Below are 24,740 nucleotides of genomic sequence, written 5' to 3'. Positions count from 1 at the left end.
TCATGGACAGAGTCAAGCGCCGCCGGGCCGGGGGTCCGGTGGCGCTTGCTCATTCACCCGTGACGCCGTCGCGTCCCCGGCGGTCACCGCGCCCGGGCGCGGGCGGTCAGGGGCCGCCGGGGGTGTCCGTCGGCCGGGTCGCGTGCCGGCCGAGTGACTCGCAGGTGTCGACGAACACCCCGTCGAGCTGCGGCGGCTGGCCGTGGCCCATCCCCCACAGCACCCGCAACGTGCTGCGGGGGATCAGCCGATGCAGGTCCTCGGCCGCGGACAGCGGGATCACCTCGTCCTCGTCGCCGTGCAGGATTGCGGTGGGGACGGCGACCTCGGCCAGTCGAGCGGACCAGTCCGGTGTGCGGGCCATCGCCAGGTTCTGCCGGTGCTCGCCGAGCGGGTCGTGGTCGCGGGCGTAGAGCCGGTGACCGAGCCGGATCAGCTCCCGCGGGTCGTACGGGTACAACGAGCCGGCCAGCGGCAGCACCGCGTTGACGAAGTCCTCCACCCACTCCGCCTCCCCGGGTGCTGCGGCCGGCTCACCCGCCGACACCGTCCGGTCACTGCGCGGCGCGGTGTAGAACAGGCCGAGTGCCCCGGTGAGGGCCGGATGGGCCAGCGCCACGAGCTGGGCGACCATCCCACCGAGGGACCGGCCGCAGACCGTTGCGGGTTCCCCGCCGAAGACCTCGATCAGCCCGGCCACGTCGTCGGCCATCGCGGTCAGATCGTACGGGCGGTCCGGGAACTTCTGTGACCGCCCGGCATCCCGGTTGTCGACCCGGACCACCCGGAACCCGCGGGCCGCCAGGTCCACGCAGAACTGCCGCGACAGGCTGACCAATTGGGCGCCGCGGCCCTCCAACTGCACCTGGAGCGGGGCATCGGGGGTGCCGAACACCTGGAGGCACAGCCGGGTCCCGTTCATCGACTCGACCAGGGTGTCGATCCCCTCGGGGATGTCGTGCACCGGCCCGTCCCACAACGGCAGCTGGCTCATGGCCCCGACGCTACTCCGCGGACCGCTCTCGGGAGCCTTCCCGGGCCGTCTCCCGAGGCATCTCCTGGGACCGTTTCCCAGGTCCGTCTCCCAGGCACGCCTCCCCGGGACGTCTCCCCGGGTCGGTCCCAGGTCCGTCCGGCGGGCGATGTCAGAGCCGCCCGGCACAATGGCGTGCGTGACGAACTCCCTGACCCTCCGCCCCGCCGTCCGCACGGTGCGCCCGGCCGGCTGCGACACCGGTCGCACCGCGCGCCGGGCCGGCGGTGACCCGCCCCGCTCCGGAGGGTGGAGCAGGCGCCGCGGCGCCGGGCGGGAGGTGGCGATCGCGCACTACGTCGCGCTGCTGGTGGACGGTCACCCGCTGGACGAGGTGGTCGCCCACGGCGCCGGGCTGGTCACTCCGCTGCAGGCCTGGTGGCTGCTGCGCACCTCGCCCGTGCTGGACGAGTTGGCCGGCCGGACCGAGGACCTGCGGCTGCCCGACGGGTTCGCCCCGATCCGCTACCTGGCGCCCGGGCGGGTGCCGCTGCTGGTCTGTCCGTACGACGACGACATCGCCTGCGGCTGGCTCACCGCCCGGGTGGGCGTGGCGGACCGTACGATCACCTGGACCGACTTCCGGTGGGAGAACGGCGGGACCGGGCGGGCCGAGCCGGTCCGGGGCCTGCCCGATCGGCTGGTCTTCGATCGGGGGCCGTACCTGGCGACCCTGGACCGGGCCCGGGACCTGGTCGCGCAGCTGCCCGAGGTCGACCCGGACGGGTCGTGGCGGGACGACGAACCGGTGCCGGGGGTCCCGGCCGGTCTGGAACGGGTCTGGGGAGCCTGGGCCCGATGGCGACACAGGGGGATCGAACGATGAGCACGGGATCGATGACAGGCCCGGACACGCTCCTCCGGAGCCTGCAGCAGGCCGGCCCCGAGCCGCCGGAGTGGGCCGAGGAGACCACTGCGCTGTACGCCGCTGAGGACCGGCTGATCCGCTGGGTGGAGGACGGGAGCGTACGGCTCGAGGGGACGACCTGGCTGCCGGAGCGCGATCCGCTGTTCCGCGACGTCAAGGAGGTGGCCCGGTTCTGCGACGCCGCCTGTGATCGTCTCGGGGTGCCGCGCGTCGGGGTCCGGGCCCGTCAGGGACCCAAGCAGGCGGAGTACCGGGCGACGCTGATGGAGATCGCGGTGCCGACTGCTGAGATCGGCGGGGCCTGGGCGCTGCGTGGCATCGTCGTCGTCCACGAGCTGGCGCACCACCTCGTCGCCGTGGGCGGCAGGCGGGAGGGTGGCCCGCACGGGGCATCGTTCCGGCTGCGACTGACCCATGCCCTCGATCTGCTGGGATTCCCCGTCCAGGCCCGCCTGTTCGGTCTTGCGCTGGCGACCGACCGTGCCGCCCCCGAACAGGCCGTCTGGCGCGACCGGATCGCGGCGATCCTGCGCCAGGCGGAGACGACGACGCACCGGGCGGAAGCCGAGACGTTCATCAGCCGGGCCCAGGAGCTCGCCACCCGGCACGCGATCGACATCGCCCTGCTGCAGGCCCGCGACCGTGCCGACGGGGTGGCGGCGGGCGCCGAGCTCCCCGAGGAGCAGAGCGTCGTGATCGGCCGGCCCGGTCAGCGCTGGCTGCGGCACTACTGCACCCTGTTCATGGCGGTCGCCCGGGCCAACGACGTCGAGTTCCTGCTCGCCGGCAACTCCACCCGGATGTACGCCCACGGGATGCCGTCCGACATCGCCATGACGATCGCCCTGTACGAGTCGCTGCGGGCCCAGATGGTCGCCTCCGCGACCCGGTGGATGGCCACCGGGGACTGGAAGCGGGAGACCACCGACCGCTGGGACGGCCACCGCCTCGACGAGCAACCGGTGCACTGGTCGACCGCGAAGACCTCCTTCTACGAGGGGTTCATCAGCTCGATCGCCGAACGGCTCCAGGATTCCCGGCGCCGCGCCGAAGAAAGCGCCACCGCCCCGACCGCCACAGCGGCCGGCCGGGCAACCGACGCCGGCACCCGCTCGACCGGGCCCGGTCCGGATCCGACCGGCCCCGGTCCGGGTAAGGATCTGCACAGCACCGCGGTGGTCCTGGCGGCCAAGCGCGAGCAGGTGCGGGCCTTCCACCAGCAGGTCTGTGACCGGCTTCGGCCCGGGAGGTGGCGCGGCGGCGACCGCGGGCCGACCACCTGGTCGGAGGGTGGTGCCCGGGCCGGTCGGGAAGCGGGCCGGCGGGCCGCCGTCGGGAGGGCACATGGCGAGTTGTCCCGATAGGGCACCCGGGCCGGCCGGGACGTCGCAACTGCTGCCGGGCCGGCCAGCCCCTGGACCCGCCAGTCGCTGGGCTGCCGGGAGCCGGATCGCCGTAGCCGGGCCGCCGGGGGTCAAGTTGCCCGGAGCCGGGCCGCCGGGAGTCAAGTCGCCCGTAGCTGTACCGCCGAGCAGCTGGACCGCCAGTTGGCGGACCGCCAGTAGGCTGGGTGGCATGGCGAACAGACTGGCCGGCGCGATCAGCCCGTACCTGGTGCAGCACTCGACCAACCCGGTGGACTGGTGGCCGTGGGGTGCGGAGGCTTTCGAGGAGGCCCGGCGCCGTGACGTACCGATCCTGCTGTCGGTCGGGTACGCCTCCTGTCACTGGTGCCACGTGATGGCCCACGAATCCTTCGAGGACCAGGTCACCGCGCGGCTGATCAACGAGCACTTCGTCGCGATCAAGGTCGACCGTGAGGAACGTCCCGACGTCGACGCCGTCTACATGAACGCCACCCAGGCACTCAGCGGGCAGGGTGGCTGGCCGATGACGGTCTTCTGTACCCCCGACGGCGAGCCGTTCCAGGCCGGCACGTACTACCCGCCGGAGCCACGTCAGGGCCAGCCGAGTCTGCGCCAGCTGCTGGACGCCGTGGCCAGGGCCTGGACCGAGCAGCGCGACACCATCATCGAGGCGGCCCACGAGGTGGTCGACCACGTCGAGAGCAGCACCGTCCTGACCCCGGCGATGATCCCCGCGACCCTCGGGGCCGAGGACGTCGACGTGGCCTGGGAGCGACTGCTGCCCGACTACGACCCGATCGACGGCGGATTCGGCCGGGCCCCGAAATTCCCCACGGCGATGGTGCTCGAGGCATTGCTGCGGATCTCGCAGGCCGGCTCGCTGCCCTCCCACGTCCGCGAACAGGCGGCCGACATGGCCCTCGACTCGTTGGAGGCGATGGCCCGGGGTGGCCTGTGCGACCAGATCGGCGGCGGCTTCCACCGCTACAGCGTCGACGCCCAGTGGGTCGTGCCGCACTTCGAGAAGATGCTCTACGACAATGCGCTGCTGCTGCCCGCGTACGCCCATGCCGCCACGCTCACCGAGGGGCCCCGGGCGGCACTGTTCACCCGGGTGGCCGACGACCTGGTCGACTGGCTGGTGCGGGAGATGACCACCCCCGACGGTGCCTTCGCGGCCGCCCTGGACGCGGATTCACCCGACCCCCTCGGCCAGTCCAGCGAGGGCGAGTACTACATCTGGAACCCGGCGCAGATCCAGCAGGTGATTGGCGACGCCGAGTTCCGCGACGTGCTGACGATGTTCCGGGTCACCGACCCCGGCAGCTTCGAGGGCTACGCCTCGACCCTGCAACTGCGGGCCGATCCCCAGGAGCTCGGTCCTGGCGGCGTCCGGCTCTACCACCGGGCCCGGGCGGTGCTGGGCGAGGTGCGGGAGCACCGGGCCGCACCCGCGCGCGACGACAAGGTCGTCGCCTGCTGGAACGGCTGGATGGTCTCCGGGCTCGTCCGGGCCTCCCGGTGGCTGGACCGGCCGGCCTGGTTGCAGGCCGCGCGCCGGGCCGCAGAGGTGGTCTGGGACGTCCACCTCGTCGACGGCCGGCTGCGCCGGGTGAGCCGCGACGGGGTGGTCTCCGAGGCCCCCGCCACCCTCGATGACCACGGCGCCCTGGCGGAGGCCTGCGGGCTGCTCGCCGAGGTCACCGGCGAGCCGGTCTGGACCGACCGGGCCCGGGCCCTGGTGGCGATTGCCGAGGAACACTTCGCCGCCGGCGACGGCGGCTGGTGGGACACCGCGGACGACGCCGCCGGCCTGTGGATGCGCCCGCGCGCCCTCGACGACAACGCCACCCCGTCCGGCGTGGCCGCGATGGTGGCGGCGCTGCGCCAGCTCACCCGGGTGACCGGGGAGGAGTCGTACGACGCCCGCGCGGACCGTGCGGCGCGGACCCAGGGCCCGCTGCTGCGCAGCGCCCCCCGGTTCGCCGGCATGGCGCTGGCCGACACGGTGAGTCGGCTGGTCTGACCCGCCTGGCCACCCATCGCCCGCTCCGGTCACCACCGGACCCGCCCCGGTCACCACCGGGCGCCGACATCGAGAGCCGGACACCACCAGGAGGTCCCCATGCAGGTCTGGCCAGGTCACAGCTATCCGCTGGGAGCGACGTACGACGGTGCGGGGGTGAACTTCGCGATCTTCTCCCAGGTGGCCGAGCCCGGCCAGGTCGAGCTGTGCCTGATCGACGACGACGGCGCCGAGACGCGGATCCCGATGCCCGAGTCGGACGGCTACGTCCACCACCTCTACATCCCGCGCCTCCAGCCCGGCCAGCTCTACGGCTTCCGGGTGCACGGCCCGTACGACCCGGCGGCAGGGCACCGGTGCAACCCGGCCAAGCTGCTGCTCGACCCGTACGCCAAGGCGATCGTCGGCCAGATCGACGGGGACGAGTCGCTGTTCTCCTACCGGTTCGACGACCCGGAATCGTTCAACGACGACGACTCGCTCGGCCACACCATGCTGTCGGTCGTCACCAATCCGTTCTTCGACTGGGCCAACGATCGCCACCCGAACACGGAGTACCACGACACCGTCATCTACGAGGCCCACGTCCGGGGCCTCACCCGCACCCACCCGGGCATCCCCGAGGAGATCCGCGGCACGTACGCCGCGATCGCCCACCCGGTGATGATCGAGCATCTCACCGCCCTGGGGGTGACCGCCATCGAGCTGATGCCGGTGCACCAGTTCGTCCAGGACCCGCACCTGGTCGAGCGCGGGCTGTCGAACTACTGGGGCTACAACACCATCGGGTTCTTCGCCCCGCACAACGCGTACGCCTCGACCGGGCAGCGCGGCCAGCAGGTGCAGGAGTTCAAGGTGATGGTGCGTGCCCTGCACGCCGCGAACATCGAGGTGATCCTCGACGTGGTCTACAACCACACCGCCGAGGGCAACCATCTCGGCCCGACCCTGTGCCTGCGCGGCATCGACAACAAGAACTACTACCGGCTCGTCGACAACGACATGCGCTACTACTTCGACACCACCGGCACCGGCAACAGCCTGCTGATGCGCGAGCCGCACGTGCTGCAGCTGATCATGGACTCGCTGCGCTACTGGGTCACCGAGATGCACGTCGACGGGTTCCGGTTCGACCTCGCCTCCTCGCTGGCCAGGCAGTTCCACGAGGTCTCGCGCCTGTCGGCCTTCTTCGACCTGGTCCAGCAGGACCCGATCGTCAGCCAGGTGAAGCTGATCGCCGAGCCGTGGGACGTCGGCGACGGGGGCTACCAGGTCGGCAACTTCCCGCCGCTGTGGACCGAGTGGAACGGCAAGTACCGTGACACTGTCCGCGACTTCTGGCGCGGGGAGCCGGCGACCCTGGCGGAGTTCGCCTCCCGGCTGACCGGCTCCTCCGATCTGTACGAGCTCTCCGGGCGCAAGCCGATCGCCTCGATCAACTTCGTCGTCGCCCACGACGGGTTCACCCTTCGCGACCTCGTCACGTACGACCACAAGCACAACGAGGCCAACGGCGAGGGTGGCGCCGACGGCGAGAGCCACAACCGATCGTGGAACTGCGGGGTGGAGGGGCCTACGGACGACCCCGCCATCCGGGCCCTGCGCACCCGCCAGGAGCGCAACTTCCTCACCACCCTGCTGCTGTCCCAGGGGGTGCCGATGATCGCCCACGGCGACGAACTGGGCCGCACCCAGGAGGGCAACAACAACGTCTACTGCCAGGACAACGAGATCAGCTGGGTGGACTGGGCCCCGAGCGACCTGCGCAAGGAGCTGCTCACCTTCACCCGGCGGGTGGTCGCCCTCCGCCGCGACCACCCGGTCTTCCACCGCCGGCGGTTCCTCGGCAGCGGCGGGCACCGGGAGGGGGCGCTCGGCGAGATCGCCTGGTACCGCCCCACCGGTGAGCACATGGCCGACGAGGACTGGGACAAGGAGCACGCCCGGTCGGTGATGGTGTCGCTGAACGGTGAGGCGATCCCGGAGCCGGACCGGCAGGGCCGGCAGGTGATCGATGACTCCTTCCTGGTCGCCTTCAACGCCCACGACGAGGACATCGCCTTCACCCTGCCCGAGGGGCACCGCGACGGCTGGGTGGTAGAGCTCGACACCAGTCGCGACCTCACCGGTGCCGACACCATCGGCCGCGACGTCAGCATCCACACCGGTGGCACCCGCGACGTCAGCACTCGCATCGGCGGCGGAGTCGCGGGGGAGCGGGTGACCATGGGGCCGGGCGACGAGTTCACCGTGACGGGCAGGTCCGTGGTGGTGCTCCGTCGGCCGCGCGACGTCACCGAGTAGTCAGCGGACGGTGGCCGGGCGCACCGGGGCCGTCCGGCGCCCGTCCCGGGCGTGGCCGGGCGCTTGCCCCGCGCTGCGGTCAGGTGTTCCCTGTGCTGCCGTCAGGTGTTCCCCGCGCTGCGGTCAGACGCTCGCGCCGATGGCGAGCCCGATCGCCACCGCGTGGCAGATCGCGGCGACGGCCGTGGCGGCGTGGAAGATCTCGTGGTAGCCGAACCACTCCGGGCTCGGATCGGGGCGCTTGCGGGCGTACACCACCGCACCGGCGGTGTAGACCAGACCGCCGGCCAGCAGCATCACGACCACCCCGGGACCGCCGACCCGCCAGAACGTCGGCAGCCACCACACCGCGACCCAGCCCATCGCGATGTACAGCACGGTGTAGAGCCAGCGCGGCGCACCGAGCCAGAACACCCGGAACAGCACCCCGAGCACAGCCGTACCCCAGACCAGGCAGAGCAGCACGATCCGGTCGGTGCCGTGCAGCATGGCCACGCCGAGGGGGGTGTACGTGCCGGCGATGAAGACGAAGATGTTGGAGTGGTCCAGCCGGCGCAGCGTCGCGGTGGCGCCCGGGCTCCAGTAGAACCGGTGGTAGAGCGCCGAGCAGCCGAACAGTTCGAGGGCCGAGAAGGTGTACACGGCCACGGCGGCCCGCAGCGGCACGGTGGGTGCCCAGATCAGCAGTCCGATCCCGGTCAGCAGCATCACCGGCGCCATCACGGTGTGGATCCAGCCGCGCACCCGAGGCTTCACCGGGCCGTCGAAGTCGACGGGCCGGGTGAGTTGTGGTCCAGCCATCAGGGGCCTTTCGCGAAGGTGACGGAACCGTAGGCTACGGATCCGTAAGTTACTCTAGTCGGCGGGTGGGTGATGGCGAAGCAGCCGGCCCGGCGGACGTCGTTAGTCTTGACCCATGTCCCGACTCGACAGCCTCCGCGAGCTCGTCGATCGACTGCACCCCGCCACTCTGCTGTACTCGACCTATGAGCACCGGCTGACTGCGGAGCTCGATCCGACTGCCCTACCCCAGCATGTCGCTGTCCTCGCCGACGGCAACCGCCGATGGGCCCGGGCCAACGCGCCGGGGCAGCCGCTGGTCACCGGCTACCGGGCGGGCGCCGCCAAGCTGAAGGAATTCGTCGAGTGGTGTGACGAGCTCGGCATCTCGATCGTCACCCTCTGGGTGCTGTCGACCGACAACCTGCGGCGCGCGGACGCCGGCGAGCTGGAACCGCTGCTGGAGGTGATCGCCGACCTGGTGGAGGACATGGCGGCCACCGGACGCTGGCGGGTGCAGCCGGTGGGAGCGCTCGATCTGCTGCCGGCGAGGGTCGCCGAGCGGCTGCGGGCCGCGGAGCAGGCGACCCGCGACTCCGACGGGATGCACATCAACGTGGCGGTGTCGTACGGCGGGCGCCACGAGCTGCTCGACGCGGTCCGGGACCTGCTCCGGGAGAAGGCCGGCCAGGGGCACACCATCGAGGAGGTCGCCGAGACCCTGGACATCGATGAGATCGCCGAGCACCTCTACACCGCGGGCCAGCCCGACCCCGACCTGATCATCCGCACCTCGGGTGAGCAGCGCCTGTCCGGCTTCCTGATGTGGCAGTCGGCGCACAGCGAGTTCTACTTCTGCGAAGCCCTGTGGCCCGACTTCCGCAAGGTCGACTTCATCCGCGCACTGCGGTCGTACGCCCAGCGTGAACGCCGCTACGGCCGCTGATCGGGCCGTCCGTCCCGATCGTTGATCGTCGCCTCGGGTCGCGGCCTGCACCCCGGTTCGACGAGGGGCAGGTGACGCGTGGGTGGGCGCCGGCCCGCCACCGGGTGAATTCCTCGTGACGTGCCGTCGACATGCTGTCGAGCTTGCTCGGCGTGGCTAGGTTGGGGTCACGGGTGGAGGAGAAGCCACCCGTCCGGAAGGAACATTGATGACCCCCTGCGGACCATCGATGCGGGACCTTTCCGAAGGCACCGCCGCATTCCGGCCATCCACGTAGCGCGCATGGCCGGGCGTCGCTGACGCGCGGTCGTGCCGGAAGGAAGCATCGTGCAGGAGAAGACTTCTACCGGGCGTCGTACGTACGTGATCGACACCTCGGTGCTGCTCAGTGATCCGCGGGCTCTCTCCCGTTTCGACGAGCACAACGTCGTCGTGCCGATCGTGGTGATCACCGAACTGGAGGCCAAACGCCACCACCCCGAACTCGGCTACTTCGCCCGGGCGGCGCTGCGCTTCCTGGACGACCTGCGGGTGATGCACGGTCATCTCAACGCCCCGGTGCCGATCAACGACCGGGGCGGCACGCTCCACGTCGAGCTCAACCACACCGACCCGGCGCGCCTGCCGGTCGGGTTCCAGCTCGGCGACAACGACTCACGGATCCTGGCCGTCGCGATCAACTACCAGGCCGAGGGGGCCGACGTCGCCCTGGTCACCAAGGACATCCCGCTGCGGGTCAAGGCCTCGGCGGTGGGCCTGGAGGCCGACGAGTACCGCAACGAGCTGGTCACCGACACCGGCTGGACCGGGATGGCCGAGCTGGCGGTCGGCGCCGGCGACCTGTCGCGGCTCTACGCGGAGGGTGTCATCGACCTGGACGCCGCCCGTGATCTGCCGTGCCACACCGGGCTGGTGCTGTCGGGCGCCGGCTCGTCGGCGCTCGGCCGGGTCACCGCCGGCAAGCAGGTCCGCCTGGTCCGCTCGGAGGTGCAGGCGTTCGGCATCCACGGCCGCTCCGCCGAGCAGAAGATCGCCCTCGACCTGCTCCTCGACCCGAGTGTGGGGATCGTCTCACTCGGTGGGCGCGCCGGCACCGGCAAGTCGGCCTTGGCCCTCGGTGCCGGCCTGGAGGCGGTGCTGGAGCGCGAGCAGCACGAGAAGGTGATCGTCTTCCGTCCCCTGTACGCGGTGGGCGGGCAGGAACTGGGCTACCTGCCGGGCGCCGAGGGCGAGAAGATGGCGCCCTGGGCCCAGGCCGTCTTCGACACCCTCGGTGCCGTGGCCCACCGGCATGTCATCGACGAGGTGCTCGACCGCGGCCTGCTGGAGGTGCTCCCGCTGACCCATATCCGCGGCCGCTCACTGCACGATGCCTTCGTCATCGTCGACGAGGCCCAGTCGCTGGAGCGCAACGTCCTGCTCACCGTGCTGAGCCGGGTCGGGCAGAACTCCCGGGTCGTCCTCACCCACGACGTGGCCCAGCGCGACAACCTCCGGGTCGGGCGCCATGACGGGATCGTGGCGGTGGTGGAGAAGCTCAAGGGCCACCCGTTGTTCGCCCACGTCCGGCTGACCCGCTCGGAGCGATCGCCGATCGCCGCGCTGGTCACCGACCTGCTCGAGGATCCGTTGCTGTGAGGCGCTGAACCCGGGCCGGAGCCGGTCGGGGACCGGTCCGCGGGGCGATCGGACAGGGTGGTCGGGGTCGGGGTCGGGGCCGGGGCCGGGGTCGGGCCGAGGCCGGGGCGGCTGGGCCCCTGGGTGCCGTACGGAGCCACGCCGATTTGATAACGGTTGGGTAAATGTCACAGGATGATCACGATGAACGTACGTCGTGTCCCCCTGCTGATGACCACCGCCACGTCCGGTGTCCTGGCCCTGGCCGTCGCCGTGACACCCCTGGTGCTCCACCGCCAGGCCTCGCTCGAGGCCGAGCCCGCCCCGGCGGCCAGCGTCGCAGCCAGCACTGCCGCGACCCCGTCGGCCGAGGATCTCGCGGCCCGCGTCGACCAGGTCTCCCGTGACCTCGAGCGGCCCGCCCTCGACCAGATCGCCGGGGACCGGGCCCAGCAGCAACAGCAACTGGCTGCCGCGATCAGTGCCAACCAGCAGACCCTGAGCGACGCGGCCAGGGCTGCCGCCGACAAGGCGGCGGCGGACAAGGCAGCCCAGCAGGCCTCGTCCGGGAGCGGATCGTACTCCGGGGCACCCCGCGCCGTCGCCCAGCAGATCGCCCAGGCGGAGTTCGGCTGGGGAGCGGCCCAGTGGCAGTGCTACGACCAGATCATCATGCGCGAGTCGGAGTGGAACCCGTCGGCCACCAACCCGTCATCGGGGGCGTACGGCATCCCGCAGGCCCTGCCCGGCTCCAAGATGGCCTCCGCCGGCTCCGACTGGCGCACCAATCCCGTCACCCAGATCCGCTGGGGACTGGGCTACGTCAAGGAGCGCTACGGCACCCCGTGCCAGGCCTGGTCGTTCAAGTCCTCCCACGGCTGGTACTGAGTCGACGGTCACCCCAACGTCGTCGGTCACCCCAACAGGGCGTTCCGCAGCAGCGTCGCCGCCTCCCGCGGCCGCGGGGCCTGCGTGATGGCGCGGACCACGACGATCCGCTCCGCCCCGGCGGCCCGTACCTGCGGCACCCGCTCGAGGTCGATCCCGCCGATCGCGAACCACGGTTTGTCGCCGATCCCGGCCGCATCGGCGACCAGGTCGAGCCCGACCGCCGTACGGCCCGGCTTCGTGGGGGTCGCCCACACCGGGCCGACACAGAAGTAGTCCAGCCCGGCATCTCCGGCCGCCTCCCGGGCCTGGTCGAGGGTGTGCGTCGAGCGTCCGATCAGCACCTCCGGCCCCAGCACCGTCCGGGCCTGCTCGGTGGTGAGGTCGCCCTGTCCGACGTGGAGCACGTCGGCGCCGACGAGCAGTGCGATGTCGGCCCGGTCGTTCACCGCGAACAGCCTGTCGTGCTCGGCGGCGACCCGGCCGAGCAGCTCCAGGGCCGCGATCTCGTCACGCGCCTCGAGGCGCTTGTCCCGCAGCTGGATGATGTCCACCCCACCGTCGTAGGCAGCGTGCAGGAACGTCTCCAGGTCGCCCTGCTCGGAGCGGGCGTCGGTGCACAGGTAGAGCCGTGCGGCGTCCAGGGCCGCCAGCCGGTGGGCCCGGACCGTCGGCTCGGGCAGGGGGGAGGGGGTCCGCGTCGGCATCACGCGCCTATAGTAGGAGAGCAATTCTGCGGGAGCCCCACGAGGTGAGGGCTGAGAGGGCTTCGTGCCGACCGCTGCACCTGATGCGGATCATGCCGCCGTAGGAAAGGAATGCTCGTGGTCGAGCAGCGTATCTCCGGGCCCCGGTCGGGCCCGGCACCCCAGCCGGGCCCGGGACACCGGCCGGGCTCCGTGATCATCGTGGGCGCCGGCATCATCGGCCTGACCACCGCGTGGGAACTCCTCGAGGCCGGCTGGGACGTCACCGTCTGTGACCCCGAGCCGATGTCGGGGGCGAGCTTCGCCGCCGCCGGCATGCTGGCCCCCGCGTCCGAGGTGGTCTGGGACCAGCCGACGCTCTACGGATTGATGGTGTCGGCCGCCCAGCTGTGGCCGCTGCTCGCCGGCCGGGTCGCGGCCGGCGTGGGCCGTCCGGTCGGTCATCTCACCACCGAGACGCTGGTCTGCGCCGGGGACGCCGCCGACCGGCGCGCGCTCGCCGACCTCACGGGGTTGCAGCGACGCCTGGGCATGGACCTCGAGGAGATCTCCTCGGCCACCGCCCGGCAGCTCGAGCCGGCACTCGGACCGGGAGTGGTCGGGGCGGTCCGGATCCCCGACGACCACCAGGTCGACCCCCGCCGGATCATGGCCGCCATCCTCGAGGTGCTCGAGCAGCGCGGCACGGTGGTCCGCCAGCAGGTCAGCGGCCTGCGCCGGAGCGGGGAAGCCCGAGACAGTGCAGATGCTCCGGACAGTGCAGACGCCAGGGACAACGCGGATGCCGGGGAAGCCCGGGACGGTCGGCGCGTGGTCGGCGTACGCCTCGCCGACGGCACCACCCTGGCCGCCGACGAGGTCCTCGTCGCCGCCGGGCTGGCCTCCGGTGGGCTCGACGGGTTGCCCGAGGGGCTCGACCTGCCGTTGCGCCCGGTCTGGGGGGACATCCTGCGGGTCCGCGTGCCCGAGCGCCTCCGGCCGCTGGTCACCCGTACGGTCCGCGGGCTGGTCCACGGAGTCCCGGTGTACCTGGTGCCTCGCGAGGACGGCACCCTGGTCATCGGGGCGACCTCGCGGGAGGACGGGCTGGCCGGCCCCAGCGTCGGCGGGGTGCACCAGTTGCTCCGCGACGCCCAGCGTCTCGTCCCCGGGGTGCTCGAGTGCGAGGTGCTGGAGGTCACTGCCCGGGCCCGCCCCGGCACCCCCGACGATGTCCCGCTGATCGGCCGGGTCGCCCCCGGCCTGACCGTGTCCACCGGCTACTTCCGGCACGGCATCCTGCTGAGTGCCCTCGGTGCCCGCCTCGGCGCGGATCTGGTCGCCGGCCGGGAGATCGAGCCCGAGACCGCCGCCGCGGTGGATCCGCGCCGCTTCGCCCGGGTGATGGCCCGATGACCACCGTCAACGGCGAGCCGTACGCACCCGCGGCGGGGGAGACCGTTCTCGACCTCGTCGCCACCCGCACCGGCCGCCCGCTCGGTCCGGACGGCCGCCCGCTCGACGGGGGCCGGCTCGGCATGGCCGTGGCGGTCGATCTGGCCGTCCTGCCGCGTGGCCGCTGGGCCGCCACCCCGGTCACCGAGGGCGACCGGATCGACATCGTCACCGCCGTCCAGGGCGGCTAGGAGCACCATGAGCATCCCGACCAGCAGTCCTGCCGGCGGTTCCACCGCCCAGCCCGCCCCGCTCGTCATCGCCGGCACGTCGTTCGGCTCCCGGCTGGTGATGGGCACCGGCGGCGCCACCTCCCTGGCCACCCTGGAGAAGGCCCTGGTCGCCTCCGGCACCGAGCTCACCACCGTCGCGATGCGCCGCTACGGGCCGCAGGGGCGGGAGTCCGTCTTCGCGCTGCTCGACCGGCTCGGCATCCGCGCGCTGCCCAACACCGCCGGCTGCTACACCGCCCGCGACGCCGTCCTGACCGCCGAACTCGCCCGCGAGGCGCTGGAGACCGACTGGGTCAAGCTCGAGGTCATCGCCGACGAGGACACCCTGCTGCCCGACCCGGTCGAGCTCGCCCGCGCCGCGGAGGACCTCGTCGGTCGCGGGTTCGTGGTGCTCGCCTACACCAATGACGACCCGGTGCTGGCCCGCCGTCTGGAGGACGTCGGGGTGGCTGCAGTGATGCCGGCCGGGGCGCCGATCGGCACCGGCCTGGGCATCCTCAACCCGCACAACATCGCCCTGATCGTCTCCCGGGCACAGGTGCCCGTCGTCCTGGACGCCGGCATCGGCACGGCCTCCGACGCCTGCCTGGCGATGGAACTGGGCTGTGACGCGGTGCTGCTCGCCACCGCGGTCACCCGGGCCCAGGATGCGGTGGGAATGGCGAGGGCGATGCGGTCGGCCGTCGACGCCGGCCTGCGGGCCCGATTGGCCGGGCGGATCCCGCGACGTACGCTGGCGCTGGCCTCCAGTCCGCTGGAGGGGATGATCACCGGAGCCCGCGAGGAGGACGCGTTGTGAGGCCACTGGTCGAGCCGGGCGCACCACTGACGGCGGCCGAGGCGGGCCGCTACGCCCGCCACCTCACCCTGCCCGGCGTCGGGGTCGAGGGGCAGCGTCGGCTGCGGGCGGCCCGGGTGCTGGTGATCGGCGCCGGCGGGCTCGGTGCGCCGACCCTGCTCTACCTGGCCGCCGCCGGTGTCGGGACGCTCGGCGTGATCGACGACGACGTCGTCGATCTGTCCAACCTGCAGCGCCAGGTGCTGCACCGCACCGAGGACCTCGGCCGGCCCAAGGCCGAGTCCGCCCGCGACGCCCTGCTCCGCCTCGACCCGGCACTGCGTGTCGAGGCGTACGTGGACCGGCTCGACGGCGACAACGCTGTTGAGCTGTTCGGGGCGTACGACCTGGTCCTCGACGGGGCGGACAACTTCGCCACCCGCTACCTGTCCAACGACGCCGCCGAACTCACCGGCACTCCGTTGGTCTGGGGGACGATCTTCCGGTTCCAGGGACAGGTCAGCGTGTTCTGGCCCGGCGAGGGGCCGATGCTGCGCGACCTGTTCCCCGACATCCCGCCGGCCGGCTCGGTGCCGTCCTGTGCCGAGGGCGGCGTCTTCGGCGCGTTGTGCGGATCGATCGGGTCGGCGATGGCCACCGAGGCGATCAAGCTGATCTGTGGTCTGGGGGAGCCGCTGGTCGGCCGGGTGCTCGTCCATGACGCCCTGCGGGCCGACCAGCACACCCTGCGGCTGGTGCCTGATCCGGACCGCCCGCCGGTCACCTCGCTGGCCGAGGCGGTCGAGGCGTGCGCCGACACGGCCTGTCCGCGGGTGGACTCCACCACCGTCACCGAGCTCGCCGCCGCCCGGGCCGAGGGGACCGCACCGGTCCTGCTCGATGTCCGCGACGACTGGGAACGCCAGGTCGTCACCGTGCCCGACGACGTCTGGATGCCCCTCGCCGAGGTGCGCGCCGGCGGTTGGGAGGCGGTGGCCGACCTGCTCGACGGGGCGCAGGACGTGGTCGTCTACTGCAAGTCGGGTCGCCGGTCCGCCGAGGCGGTCGCGCTGCTGCAGCAGGATGCCCCGGACGGGGTGCGGCTGCGCAACCTCACCGGGGGCGTGTTGGCCTGGAGCCGCGAGCACGGCGGGCCGGTCTACTGACCGGTGACCCCGGCGCTGCGGCGGAGCGCTGCGGCGGAGCGGGCGCTGCGGTGTGTGGCGGGCGGCGCGCATGACGGCACACGGCGCCGGACGACTGTGGCGCCTCTTGGGTGATCTGTGATGATGGGGCGCATGGCTGATCCCACCGTCACCCCGCAGCTGCGCGTGCAGAAGACCAGGAAGTCCCGGACGATGCGCGACATGCTCCTCTCGCTGGGCGTGGTCATGGTGCCGATCCTGCTGATCACCTGGCTCTACACGAACAACCTGTCCGATTACCCGGTCCAGCCGGTCGACCCCACCCCGATGATCGCCCAGGCCCGGGCCGAGGCCCCGTACCCGGTCTACGCCCCGGTCAACCTGCCCACCGGCGAGGGCGGCTGGGTCGTCACCCAGGCGTCCTGGGTGCCCAAGGGCGCCTCCTCGCGCTCCGGCGACGGGGCCTCGTCGACCGACGAATGGTTGTGGGGCGGCCTCGACCAGTCGAAGACCTACTACGCGGTGAACGAGTCCGACGATGATCCCGGCCGGGTGATCCGCCGTCTCAGCCGCGACGGCAGCCCGGACGGCACCTCGACGGTCGAGGGCAAGCAGTGGGAGCGGTGGGTCTCACCCGACGGTCGCACCCGCGTACTGGCGCTCCGTGAGAACGGCTACATCCTCGCGGTGACCGCGGATGCGCCGTACGAGGGGCTGGAGGCGATGGCCTCCTCCCTCGGCACGCACTGACCGCTACTGCCCGGGAGGCGGTGTCCGGCGGTCGCGGGCGGCCTCGATCCTCGAGCGTGCGCCGTCCAGCCACGACTGGCAGATGTCGGCCAGCTGCTCGCCGCGCTCCCAGAGGGCGAGCGACTCCGACAGCGAGGCGCCGCCGGACTCCAGCTTCTGCACGATCTCGACCAGCTGGTCGCGCGCCTGTTCGTAGCTCAGTCCATGACCCTGCTGGTCACCCGTCCGGGCCTCACTCATCGAAGCCTCCCTCCTTGTACCCGTCCTCGAAACCGTCCTGGCGGCCGTCGATCTCGACGACCTGGACCACCATGCTGCCGTCCGCCAACCGGGCCACCAGGCCGTCCCCCTCGTCGACCTCGCGCGTCGAGGTGACGGGCCGGTCGTCGGCGTCGAGCAGGATGGCGTATCCGCGCTCCAGTGTCGAGCGCGGCGACAGTGCACGCCCGTGCTCGCGGGCCGCGCGCAGGCCGTTCTCCTCGGCGCGCAGCCGGTTGTCGACCGCGCGCAGCGCCCGGTGGCGCAGCGCGATGAGACGCTCCGCGTGCAGGTCGAGGGTGCCGGTCGGGGCTCGCAGCACCGGGCGGGACCGCAGTGCTGCCAGTTCGTCGGCGCGGGTCGCGACCGTACGTTCCATCGCCCGGTCCAGCCGGCCGCGCACGGTGTGCAGGTGCCCCAGCTCGGTCGCGGCGTCGGGCACCACCCGCTTGGCGGCGTCGGTGGGGGTGGAGGCGCGTAGGTCGGCGACCAGGTCGAGGATGGGCTGGTCGGGCTCGTGCCCGATGGCGCTGACCACGGGCGTACGGGCCCGGGCGACGGCGCGCACCAGCCCTTCGTCGCTGAACGGCAGCAGGTCCTCCAGCGAGCCGCCGCCGCGGGCGATGATGATCACGTCGACGGCAGGGTCGGCGTCCAGGTCGGCGAGCGCACCGATCACGGCGGTGGCGGCCTGGGGTCCCTGCACCGGGGTGTGACGCACGGCCACCTCGACCGCGGGCCACCGGCGGCGCATGTTCTCCAGGACGTCGCGCTCGGCAGCCGAGTCGGCGCCGGTGACCAGCCCGACGCAATGGGGCAGGAACGGCAACGGCCGCTTGTGGACCGGGTCGAACAGCCCCTCGGCCTGCAGCAGCCGCTTCAACTGTTCGAGGTGGGCGAGCAGCCGGCCCTCCCCGGACGGGCGGATCTCGAGCAGCTCGTACGTGAGGCGGCCGTTCTTGTACCAGTAGCGGGGCCGGACCCGGGTCACGACGGTGGTGTTGGCGGTGACCGGCCCGGCGATGTCCAGCGTCCGCACCGGGCAGCTGGCCTGCACCGAGACCTCCTCGGTGAGGTCGCGCAGGGTCAGATAGACGGTGCCGTTGCGGTGTCGGTTGAGCTCGATCACCTGGGCCTCGACCCACACCTCGCCCAACCGCTCCACCCAGTTCCGTACGGCCTGCGCGATGGCGCGCAGGGGCTGCGGGTTCTCCGGGGTGGAGGTGATCTTCCGGTCGGCAGGCACGAGGCTCACCCTACGACGGCCCGCCTACACTGGCTGCCATGACGACTCCCTCCGGATCCGATCCCACCAGCGCCGCTTCGCAGCCGGCGGCGGTGAAGCGGGTCGTGGTGGCGGCGCCGCGCGGCTATTGCGCCGGCGTCGATCGTGCGGTCCAGACGGTGGAGAAGGCGCTGGACATCCACGGGGCCCCGATCTACGTCCGCAAGCAGATCGTCCACAACAAGCATGTCGTCGAGACGCTGTCGGAGCGCGGCGCGGTGTTCGTCGACGAGCTCGACGAGGTGCCCGACGGCTCGCTGGTGATCTTCTCCGCGCACGGGGTGTCCCCGGTGGTGAAAGCGGAGGCCGAGGCGAGAGGGCTGCGGACCATCGACGCGACCTGCCCGCTGGTGACGAAGGTGCATCACGAGGCGAAGCGGTTCGCGAACCAGGGCGTCCAGATCCTGCTCATCGGCCACAGCGGCCACGAGGAGGTCGAGGGCACCTCGGGCGAGGCGCCCGACCACATCACCCTGGTCGAGCACCCCGCCGACGTCGACGAGCTCGCCGTGGCCGACCCGGACCGGGTCGCCTGGCTGTCCCAGACGACCCTGAGCGTCGACGAGACGATGGAGACGGTGGACCGGCTGCGGGCCAAGTTCCCGCACCTGATCGACCCGCCCAGTGACGACATCTGCTACGCCACCCAGAACCGGCAGTCGGCGGTGAAGCAGATCGCCGCCCACTCCGACCTCGTCATCGTCGTCGGCTCGGCCAACTCCTCCAACTCGGTCCGGCTCGTCGAGGTCGCCCTGGAAGCGGGCGCGACGTCGGCCCACCGGATCGACCAGGCCGAAGAGATCGATCCCGCCTGGCTGGCGGGGGTGTCGTCGGTCGGCGTGACCTCGGGCGCCTCGGTGCCGGAGAGCCTGGTCGAGGGTGTGCTGGCCTACCTGCAGGAGCAGGGCTTCCCGCCGGCCGAGCAGGAGCAACTGGTCGAGGAGAACCTCACCTTCGCGCTGCCCCACGAGCTGCGGACGTCGCGCCGCGGCACCCGCGGCTGAGTCCACACCCGGGGCCCGCGGATCCCGGTAGTGTCGGAGCCGCACCTGACGCCGGAGCTGCACCGCGGGCCCCGGCCGGCGGTGCGTACGCCACCGGAACGGCCCGATCACCGTCGCCGGTCGCACCGGATCTTCGGTGCGACCGGTTCATCGGCAGCGGTGCCACCGGATCCCCGTCGATCGCACAGCCCAGGGAGTGGCCATGACAGTGGAGCCCGCACCGGTCCAGATCGTCCGTCCTCGTGACGCGGTGCTGGCCCCCACCGGCGGACTGCGGGTCCGGCGGACGTTGCCGGACCGACACCGGTCGCTGATCGGCGCGTGGTGCTTCCTGGACCACTTCGGCCCGGAGGATCCGGCCGAGCACGGCGGGATGCGCGTGGCCCCGCACCCGCACACGGCGCTGCAGACCGTCACCTGGCTGTTCTCCGGTAAGGTCGAGCATCGCGACTCGCTCGGGACGCGGATGGTGGTCCGTCCCGGACAGCTCAACCTGATGACCGCAGGGCGGGGGATCAACCACTCGGAGTACTCGACGCAGGACAGCCCGGAGCTGCACGGCGTGCAGCTGTGGACGGCGCTGCCGGCCGCGGACCGCTTGACCGCCCCGCGGTTCGACCACTACGAGCCCGACCCGGTCGAGGTCGACGGCCACCGGCTGAGTGTCTTCCTCGGGCGGCTGGCCGGTGCGTCCTCACCCGTCGGCACGTTCAGCCCGCTGGTCGGCGCCGAGATCGTCCTCGGTGAGGGTGAGCTGGCGCTCGACCTCGACCCCGACTGGGAGTACGGGCTGCTCGCCGACTCCGGTGCGATCAGCGTCGACGGCGAGCGGATCGACGTCGACGAGCTGGGTTACCTGGCGCCGGGACGTGCCCGGATCGTGCTGCGTCGGGAGGAGCCCGGCCCGCGGCCGACCCGCATCGTGCTGATCGGCGGGGCGCCGTTCGGGGAGCAGATCATCATGTGGTGGAACTTCCTCGGCCGCACCCACGCCGAGATCGCCAACTACCGGGCGAACTGGCAGGCGGCGATCGGGCACAGCGACGGAGAGGGCACCAACCCGCGCCAGTACGGCCCGGTCACGGCGCTCACCGACCGGGAGTCGCCGATCCCGGCGCCCCTGCTGCCGCCGGTCCACCTGCGCCCCCGCGGCTGAGCGGTAGCGGGGCCCTGACGGGGCCGCGACACGGCGGCGATCGAGCCGCGACGGGGGTCGAGCCGTAACCGGTGGGTGTCGGCGCCGCAGATTCGTTCCGTTCGGTGGCCGCACGGCCCCGGCGGCGCGGTGTCTCCCCGGCGGCCCGGTATCTCCCCGCCGGCCCGGTATCAGCCGCCGGCGACCAGGAAGCGGTAGGCCGGGCTGTTCGCGGTGAGCCGTTCGCACTCGACCGGGGAAGCGTCCATCCGGGCCAGCAGGGCCGCCAGGTCGGTCGGCTCGCTGAGCTCGATGCCCACCAGGGCAGGCCCCAGCTCACGGTCGTTGCGCTTGACGTACTCGAACAGCACGATGTCATCGTCCGGGCCGAGCACCTCATCGAGGAACGACCGCAGCGCCCCGGGCTCCTGGGAGAAGTTGACCAGGAAGTAGTGCTTGCGTCCCTCCCAGACCAGGGAGCGCTCGATCACCTCGGCGTAGCGGGAGACGTCATTGTTGCCGCCGGACACGATGGCGACCACGGTCTGGTCCTGGCCCACCATCACACCGGTGCGCAGGGCGGCGGTCGCCAGTGCCCCGGCAGGCTCGGCGATGATGCCGTCCACCTGGTACATCTCCAGCATCTCCGAGCAGACCGCGCCCTCCGGCACGTTGACCGTCATCGGGCGCTGCCGTGCTGCGACCGCGTACGGGCAGTCACCGACCCGGCGGACCGCGGTGCCGTCGACGAACGTGTCGAGGTGCTCCAGGTCGACCGGCCCGCCGGCTGCGAGGGCGGCCGCCAGACTCGCCGCGCCGGTCGGCTCGACGGCGATCACCCGGGTGTGCGGTGCGCGCTCCCGCATCCAGGTGAGGATCCCGGCGAGCAGTCCGCCGCCCCCGACGGGGACGAGCAGGATGTCGGGGGCCGAGCCGAGTTGTTCGACGATCTCCTGGGCCACGGTGCCCTGGCCGATCACTGTCCGCGGGTCGTCGAAAGCGGGCACGAGGGTGGCGCCGGTCCGGGCCGCCTCCGCGGTGGCGAAGGCGGCCGCCTCGTCGTACGTCCGCCCGGTGAGCACGACGTCGACCATGTCGCCGCCGATCTCCGCCATCCGGTCGCGCTTCTGGCGTGGCGTGCCGGTCGGGCAGACGATCCGGCCCCGGATGCCGAGGGCCCGACAGGCGAACGCGACTCCTTGGCCGTGGTTGCCCGCACTGGCACAGATCACCCCGGCGGCCCGTTCGGCCTCACTCAGCCCGCTGATCAGGTAGTACGCCCCGCGCAGCTTGTAGGAGCGGACCGGTTGCAGGTCCTCACGCTTCACCCACACATCGGCACCGGTGCGGTTGCTGAGCCGCTCGTTGCGCTGCAGCGGGGTGCGGCGGACGACACCGCTCAGCCGCTTGCTGGCCTCTTCCACCGCGTCAGCGGCGACGCGGACGCCGTTCCACTGGAAGGCCGGCGGTATCTCCATGGTCACCGGGCCATTCTGCCCTCAGCTCGCCTCGTCGTTCAGCAGGTCCGTAGCTGTTCCGTACGGGTCGGGCTGCCGGTCGGCCCCGGAGTCCGCCGCCCGGGCCCCGACCGCATCGGCCCTCGACCCGTTCAGCAGCTCCGCCGCACTGGGCGCGCGCAACGGGTCGTCCACCACCGAGGGGGCGGACAGCTCGTCCCGCGACACCTGCAGGTCACGCATCCGGCGGGCGCTCACCAGCACCCGGCTCTCCAGTGAGCCGACCGCCGCGTTGTACGAGCGCACCGCGTTGCCCAGCCCACGGCCGATCCGGTCCACGTGATCACCGAACGTCGCCAGCCGCTCGTACAGTTCGCGGGCGATCGCGTACACCTCCGCGGTCGAGGCGGCCAGGGCGACCTGGCGCCAGCTGTGCTGGATGGTCCTCAGCATCGCGATCAGTGTCGCCGGGGTGGCGAGCACGACGTCGCGGGCGGCGGCGTACTCGTGCAGGTCGGGGGCGTGCTGCAGGGCGGCGGCGAGGAACGCGTCGGAGGGTAGGAACAGCACGACGAACTCCGGGCTGAGACCGGCCAACCGCCAGTACCGCTTGGCGCCCAGCTGGTCGATGTGGGTCCGGACGTGGCGGGCGAAGGTGCCGAGCAGATCGTCGCGGCCGTCCTCGTCGTCGGTCTCCATCGCGTCGAGGAACGCCGCCAGCGGCACCTTCGAGTCGACGAAGACGTTGCGTCCGCCGGCGAGGTTGACCCGCATGTCGGGCCGCAGGGTGCCGTCCTTGGTGGGGATAGAGACCTGCAGGTCGACGTCGCAGTGCTCGACCATCCCGCTGATCTCGACGATCCGCTGCAGTTGGGTCTCTCCCCAGGCGCCGCGGACCTGCGGCTTGCGCAGCGCGGTGGCCAGCGCCGCGGTCTCCCGACGCAGCTGCTCCCCGGTCAGGCGGACCTCCGACACCTGGTGGCGCAGGTCGGTGGTCATCGCGACGCGTTCCTTCTCGACATCGGTGAGGCGCTGCTCCAGCCGGTGCAGCGACTGCTCGAGCGGCTGGAGGACCTCGACGGTCGCGGACATCCGTTGGTCGGCGGCCCGGTCGGCGCTCAGCGCCTGGCGCTCCAGCGCATCGGCGGACATCGCCCGGAACCGTTGGAACAGCACGTCGTCATCGCCGTGGTGCGGTGCCCGGCGGGAGAACAGCCGACCAGCGGCCAGGGTGAGCAGGACACCGGCCAGCATGCCGATGACGATGCCGAGGACGAGGGAAGTGGGGTCGGGGCCCGTCGTGATCATGGCACCAGTCTGATCGGGCCCACTGACATCACCCCGGGGACAGCCCTGGAGGGGCCCGATCGGGCTGTCACACCGGAGGGGTTGAATGGGGTCCATGCCGACGACCCTGCTCCCCGACGCGCACGCGCTTGCCCACCTCGACGACTTCGGTCACTTCGTGCAGGCGGCGCCCGGCCCGTTCCATGCCGTGGCCGAGGTGGTGCGCCGGCTCGATGTGGCGGGATTCGCCCGGCAGGACGAGACCGAGGCCTGGGACGTGACGCCCGGAGGCCATTACCTGGTCCGCGGCGGGGCCGTCGTGGCCTGGCGGGTCCCCGCGGGGGCCGGGCCGGACTGCGGGTTCCGGATCGTCGGGGCACACACCGACTCCCCGGCCTTCCAGGTCAAGCCGGCGCCCGACAGCGCGGTGCTGGATTACCAGCTGGTCAACGTCGAGGTGTACGGCGGCATGCTGCGCAACTCCTGGCTGGACCGCGAGCTGGGCCTGGCCGGACGGCTGGTGACGGTGGCCGGCGAGGAGCGGCTGGTGCGGACCGGGCCGCTGATGCGGATCCCGCAGCTCGCCATCCATCTGGACCGCAAGGTCAATGACGGGCTGGTCCTCGACCCGCAGCAGCATCTGCGCCCGGTCTGGTCGGTCGGTCGGCCGGGGGCCTCGGTGCTCGGTCACGTCGCCGGGCTGGCGGGGCTGGCGGCGTACGAGATCGCCGGCTTCGACCTGCGTACGTTCGACGTGCAACCGCCTGCGGCGTTCGGTGCGGAGGGGGAGTTCTACGCCTGCGGCCGGATGGACAATCTGCTCAGCGTCCACGCCGGGGTCACCGCCCTGCTCGACGTCCCGTCGGCGTCCGGCGATGTCCAGGTGCTGGCCTGCTTCGACCACGAGGAGGTCGGGTCGGACACCCGGTCCGGCGCCGCCGGGCCGATCCTCGAGGACGTGCTGGTCCGGACCGGCCACGCCCTGGGCGCCGACGTCGACGGTCTGCACCGGATGTACGCCCGCTCCAGCGTGATGTCGAGCGACGGGGGACATGCGGTCCACCCGAACTACGCCGATCGGCACGACCCGGCCCACCTGCCGGTGCTCAACGGTGGCCCGTTGCTGAAGGTCAACGCCGCCCAGCGCTACTCCACCGATGCGGTGGGGGCGGCGCTGTGGAGTCGGGCGTGCCGCGCCGCCGGGGTGAAGGGGCAGGTCTTCGTCTCCCACAACGGGGTGCCGTGCGGGTCGACGATCGGGCCGATCACGGCGACGCGGCTGGGCATCCTCACCGTCGACGTCGGGGCGCCGATCCTGTCGATGCACTCCGCCCGGGAGATGTGTGGTGCGGCCGATCCGTACGCGCTGCGACGGGTGCTGGCGGCCTACTGGGCCGGCGCCTGACACGTGATCAGGCTGCACCGGGCAAGGACGGGC

22 protein-coding genes and 1 riboswitch are annotated in these 24,740 nt (G+C 72.2%); of the genes, 15 read left to right on the top strand and 7 right to left on the bottom strand.

Annotation, left to right across the window (positions count from 1 at the left end; translation table 11 throughout):
- Positions 1-106: 106 nt before the first annotated feature.
- Positions 107-994 (bottom strand): alpha/beta hydrolase, encoded by an 888-nt coding sequence (locus VB059_RS06280; RefSeq protein WP_323421169.1) that lies wholly within the window; start codon positions 992-994, stop codon positions 107-109.
- 178 nt (positions 995-1,172) lie between these two features.
- On the opposite strand from VB059_RS06280, the gene VB059_RS06275 reads away from it, so the two are divergent.
- The 4 genes from VB059_RS06275 to glgX all read left to right on the top strand — a co-directional run bounded on the left by VB059_RS06275 (position 1,173) and on the right by glgX (position 7,598).
- Complete coding sequence (locus VB059_RS06275; protein WP_323421168.1) at positions 1,173-1,859, top strand: hypothetical protein; 687 nt, start codon at positions 1,173-1,175, stop codon at positions 1,857-1,859.
- The gene (locus VB059_RS06270; RefSeq protein ID WP_323421167.1) at positions 1,856-3,265 is read left to right on the top strand and encodes a DUF2786 domain-containing protein; all 1,410 of its coding nucleotides are present in this window, start codon (positions 1,856-1,858) and stop codon (positions 3,263-3,265) included. The genes VB059_RS06275 and VB059_RS06270 overlap by 4 nt, the downstream gene beginning before the upstream one ends.
- A gap of 211 nt (positions 3,266-3,476) precedes the next feature.
- Positions 3,477-5,294: a thioredoxin domain-containing protein gene (locus VB059_RS06265; RefSeq protein ID WP_323421166.1), complete on the top strand. Its 1,818-nt coding sequence runs from the start codon at positions 3,477-3,479 to the stop codon at positions 5,292-5,294.
- 99 nt (positions 5,295-5,393) lie between these two features.
- The gene (glgX, locus tag VB059_RS06260; RefSeq protein ID WP_323421165.1) at positions 5,394-7,598 is read left to right on the top strand and encodes a glycogen debranching protein GlgX; all 2,205 of its coding nucleotides are present in this window, start codon (positions 5,394-5,396) and stop codon (positions 7,596-7,598) included.
- Positions 7,599-7,721: 123 nt separating this feature from the next.
- On the opposite strand, the gene trhA is transcribed toward glgX, so the two are convergent.
- Entirely contained in the window at positions 7,722-8,399 is a 678-nt protein-coding gene (gene trhA, locus VB059_RS06255; protein ID WP_323421164.1) for a PAQR family membrane homeostasis protein TrhA, read from the bottom strand.
- 115 nt (positions 8,400-8,514) lie between these two features.
- On the opposite strand from trhA, the gene VB059_RS06250 reads away from it, so the two are divergent.
- The 3 genes from VB059_RS06250 (at position 8,515) to VB059_RS06240 (ending at position 11,829) form a co-directional block, all read left to right on the top strand.
- Positions 8,515-9,324 carry an isoprenyl transferase gene (locus tag VB059_RS06250; protein WP_323421163.1) on the top strand — a complete coding sequence of 270 codons (810 nt, stop codon included), beginning with the start codon at positions 8,515-8,517 and terminating at the stop codon, positions 9,322-9,324.
- 327 nt (positions 9,325-9,651) lie between these two features.
- A complete protein-coding gene (locus VB059_RS06245; RefSeq protein ID WP_323421162.1) occupies positions 9,652-10,962 on the top strand; it encodes a PhoH family protein in 1,311 nt (436 codons plus the stop codon).
- A gap of 183 nt (positions 10,963-11,145) precedes the next feature.
- Entirely contained in the window at positions 11,146-11,829 is a 684-nt protein-coding gene (locus tag VB059_RS06240) for a transglycosylase SLT domain-containing protein (RefSeq protein WP_323421161.1), read from the top strand.
- A 26-nt stretch (positions 11,830-11,855) separates the two neighbouring features.
- On the opposite strand, the gene thiE is transcribed toward VB059_RS06240, so the two are convergent.
- Entirely contained in the window at positions 11,856-12,536 is a 681-nt protein-coding gene (thiE, locus tag VB059_RS06235; RefSeq protein ID WP_323421284.1) for a thiamine phosphate synthase, read from the bottom strand.
- 18 nt (positions 12,537-12,554) lie between these two features.
- Positions 12,555-12,660: riboswitch (TPP riboswitch) on the top strand.
- Between thiE and VB059_RS06230 the strand changes: the two genes are divergently transcribed.
- The 5 genes from VB059_RS06230 (at position 12,654) to VB059_RS06210 (ending at position 16,876) form a co-directional block, all read left to right on the top strand.
- A complete protein-coding gene (locus VB059_RS06230; RefSeq protein WP_323421160.1) occupies positions 12,654-13,931 on the top strand; it encodes an FAD-dependent oxidoreductase in 1,278 nt (425 codons plus the stop codon). (Overlaps the previous riboswitch by 7 nt.)
- A complete protein-coding gene (thiS, locus tag VB059_RS06225) occupies positions 13,928-14,161 on the top strand; it encodes a sulfur carrier protein ThiS (protein WP_323421159.1) in 234 nt (77 codons plus the stop codon). The genes VB059_RS06230 and thiS overlap by 4 nt, the downstream gene beginning before the upstream one ends.
- Positions 14,162-14,168: 7 nt before the next feature.
- Complete coding sequence (locus VB059_RS06220; protein ID WP_323421158.1) at positions 14,169-15,002, top strand: thiazole synthase; 834 nt, start codon at positions 14,169-14,171, stop codon at positions 15,000-15,002.
- Positions 14,999-16,147 carry a molybdopterin-synthase adenylyltransferase MoeB gene (gene moeB, locus VB059_RS06215; protein ID WP_323421157.1) on the top strand — a complete coding sequence of 383 codons (1,149 nt, stop codon included), beginning with the start codon at positions 14,999-15,001 and terminating at the stop codon, positions 16,145-16,147. The genes VB059_RS06220 and moeB overlap by 4 nt, the downstream gene beginning before the upstream one ends.
- A gap of 132 nt (positions 16,148-16,279) precedes the next feature.
- Positions 16,280-16,876, top strand: a complete 597-nt coding sequence (locus VB059_RS06210) for a DUF4245 domain-containing protein (protein ID WP_323421156.1) — start codon at positions 16,280-16,282, stop codon at positions 16,874-16,876.
- A 3-nt stretch (positions 16,877-16,879) separates the two neighbouring features.
- Here the strand turns inward: VB059_RS06210 and VB059_RS06205 are convergent, their stop codons facing one another.
- Positions 16,880-17,116, bottom strand: coding sequence for an exodeoxyribonuclease VII small subunit (locus tag VB059_RS06205; protein ID WP_323421155.1), 237 nt, complete (start codon positions 17,114-17,116; stop codon positions 16,880-16,882).
- Positions 17,109-18,380: an exodeoxyribonuclease VII large subunit gene (gene xseA / locus VB059_RS06200; RefSeq protein ID WP_323421154.1), complete on the bottom strand. Its 1,272-nt coding sequence runs from the start codon at positions 18,378-18,380 to the stop codon at positions 17,109-17,111. The genes VB059_RS06205 and xseA overlap by 8 nt, the downstream gene beginning before the upstream one ends.
- Positions 18,381-18,418: 38 nt before the next feature.
- On the opposite strand from xseA, the gene VB059_RS06195 reads away from it, so the two are divergent.
- Both VB059_RS06195 and VB059_RS06190 read left to right on the top strand, forming a co-directional pair.
- Positions 18,419-19,423, top strand: coding sequence for a 4-hydroxy-3-methylbut-2-enyl diphosphate reductase (locus VB059_RS06195; RefSeq protein ID WP_323421153.1), 1,005 nt, complete (start codon positions 18,419-18,421; stop codon positions 19,421-19,423).
- Positions 19,424-19,625: 202 nt separating this feature from the next.
- Positions 19,626-20,579: a pirin family protein gene (locus VB059_RS06190; RefSeq protein ID WP_323421152.1), complete on the top strand. Its 954-nt coding sequence runs from the start codon at positions 19,626-19,628 to the stop codon at positions 20,577-20,579.
- A gap of 170 nt (positions 20,580-20,749) precedes the next feature.
- Here VB059_RS06190 and ilvA read toward each other — a convergent pair whose 3' ends face one another.
- Positions 20,750-22,036: a threonine ammonia-lyase IlvA gene (gene ilvA / locus VB059_RS06185; protein WP_323421283.1), complete on the bottom strand. Its 1,287-nt coding sequence runs from the start codon at positions 22,034-22,036 to the stop codon at positions 20,750-20,752.
- Between the two features lie 21 nt (positions 22,037-22,057).
- Complete coding sequence (locus VB059_RS06180) at positions 22,058-23,323, bottom strand: DNA recombination protein RmuC (RefSeq protein WP_323421151.1); 1,266 nt, start codon at positions 23,321-23,323, stop codon at positions 22,058-22,060.
- 94 nt (positions 23,324-23,417) lie between these two features.
- Between VB059_RS06180 and VB059_RS06175 the strand changes: the two genes are divergently transcribed.
- Complete coding sequence (locus tag VB059_RS06175; RefSeq protein ID WP_323421150.1) at positions 23,418-24,707, top strand: M18 family aminopeptidase; 1,290 nt, start codon at positions 23,418-23,420, stop codon at positions 24,705-24,707.
- Positions 24,708-24,740 lie beyond the last annotated feature (33 nt).

The organism is Raineyella sp. (assembly GCF_034933565.1).
Taxonomy (GTDB): Bacteria; Actinomycetota; Actinomycetes; order Propionibacteriales; family Propionibacteriaceae; genus Raineyella.
Note: the sequence above shows the minus strand (reverse complement) of the source record. Positions and strands in the feature narration are given on the sequence as shown.

Coding starts and splice junctions, on each gene's coding strand:
- VB059_RS06280 (WP_323421169.1), bottom strand. CDS start 994: ATGAGCCAGCTGCCGTTGTGGGACGGGCCGGTGCACGACATCCCCGAG.
- VB059_RS06270 (WP_323421167.1), top strand. CDS start 1,856: ATGAGCACGGGATCGATGACAGGCCCGGACACGCTCCTCCGGAGCCTG.
- VB059_RS06265 (WP_323421166.1), top strand. CDS start 3,477: ATGGCGAACAGACTGGCCGGCGCGATCAGCCCGTACCTGGTGCAGCAC.
- glgX (WP_323421165.1), top strand. CDS start 5,394: ATGCAGGTCTGGCCAGGTCACAGCTATCCGCTGGGAGCGACGTACGAC.
- trhA (WP_323421164.1), bottom strand. CDS start 8,399: ATGGCTGGACCACAACTCACCCGGCCCGTCGACTTCGACGGCCCGGTG.
- VB059_RS06250 (WP_323421163.1), top strand. CDS start 8,515: ATGTCCCGACTCGACAGCCTCCGCGAGCTCGTCGATCGACTGCACCCC.
- VB059_RS06240 (WP_323421161.1), top strand. CDS start 11,146: ATGAACGTACGTCGTGTCCCCCTGCTGATGACCACCGCCACGTCCGGT.
- thiE (WP_323421284.1), bottom strand. CDS start 12,536: ATGCCGACGCGGACCCCCTCCCCCCTGCCCGAGCCGACGGTCCGGGCC.
- thiS (WP_323421159.1), top strand. CDS start 13,928: ATGACCACCGTCAACGGCGAGCCGTACGCACCCGCGGCGGGGGAGACC.
- VB059_RS06220 (WP_323421158.1), top strand. CDS start 14,169: ATGAGCATCCCGACCAGCAGTCCTGCCGGCGGTTCCACCGCCCAGCCC.
- VB059_RS06210 (WP_323421156.1), top strand. CDS start 16,280: ATGGCTGATCCCACCGTCACCCCGCAGCTGCGCGTGCAGAAGACCAGG.
- VB059_RS06205 (WP_323421155.1), bottom strand. CDS start 17,116: ATGAGTGAGGCCCGGACGGGTGACCAGCAGGGTCATGGACTGAGCTAC.
- VB059_RS06195 (WP_323421153.1), top strand. CDS start 18,419: ATGACGACTCCCTCCGGATCCGATCCCACCAGCGCCGCTTCGCAGCCG.
- VB059_RS06190 (WP_323421152.1), top strand. CDS start 19,626: ATGACAGTGGAGCCCGCACCGGTCCAGATCGTCCGTCCTCGTGACGCG.
- ilvA (WP_323421283.1), bottom strand. CDS start 22,036: ATGGAGATACCGCCGGCCTTCCAGTGGAACGGCGTCCGCGTCGCCGCT.
- VB059_RS06180 (WP_323421151.1), bottom strand. CDS start 23,323: ATGATCACGACGGGCCCCGACCCCACTTCCCTCGTCCTCGGCATCGTC.
- VB059_RS06175 (WP_323421150.1), top strand. CDS start 23,418: ATGCCGACGACCCTGCTCCCCGACGCGCACGCGCTTGCCCACCTCGAC.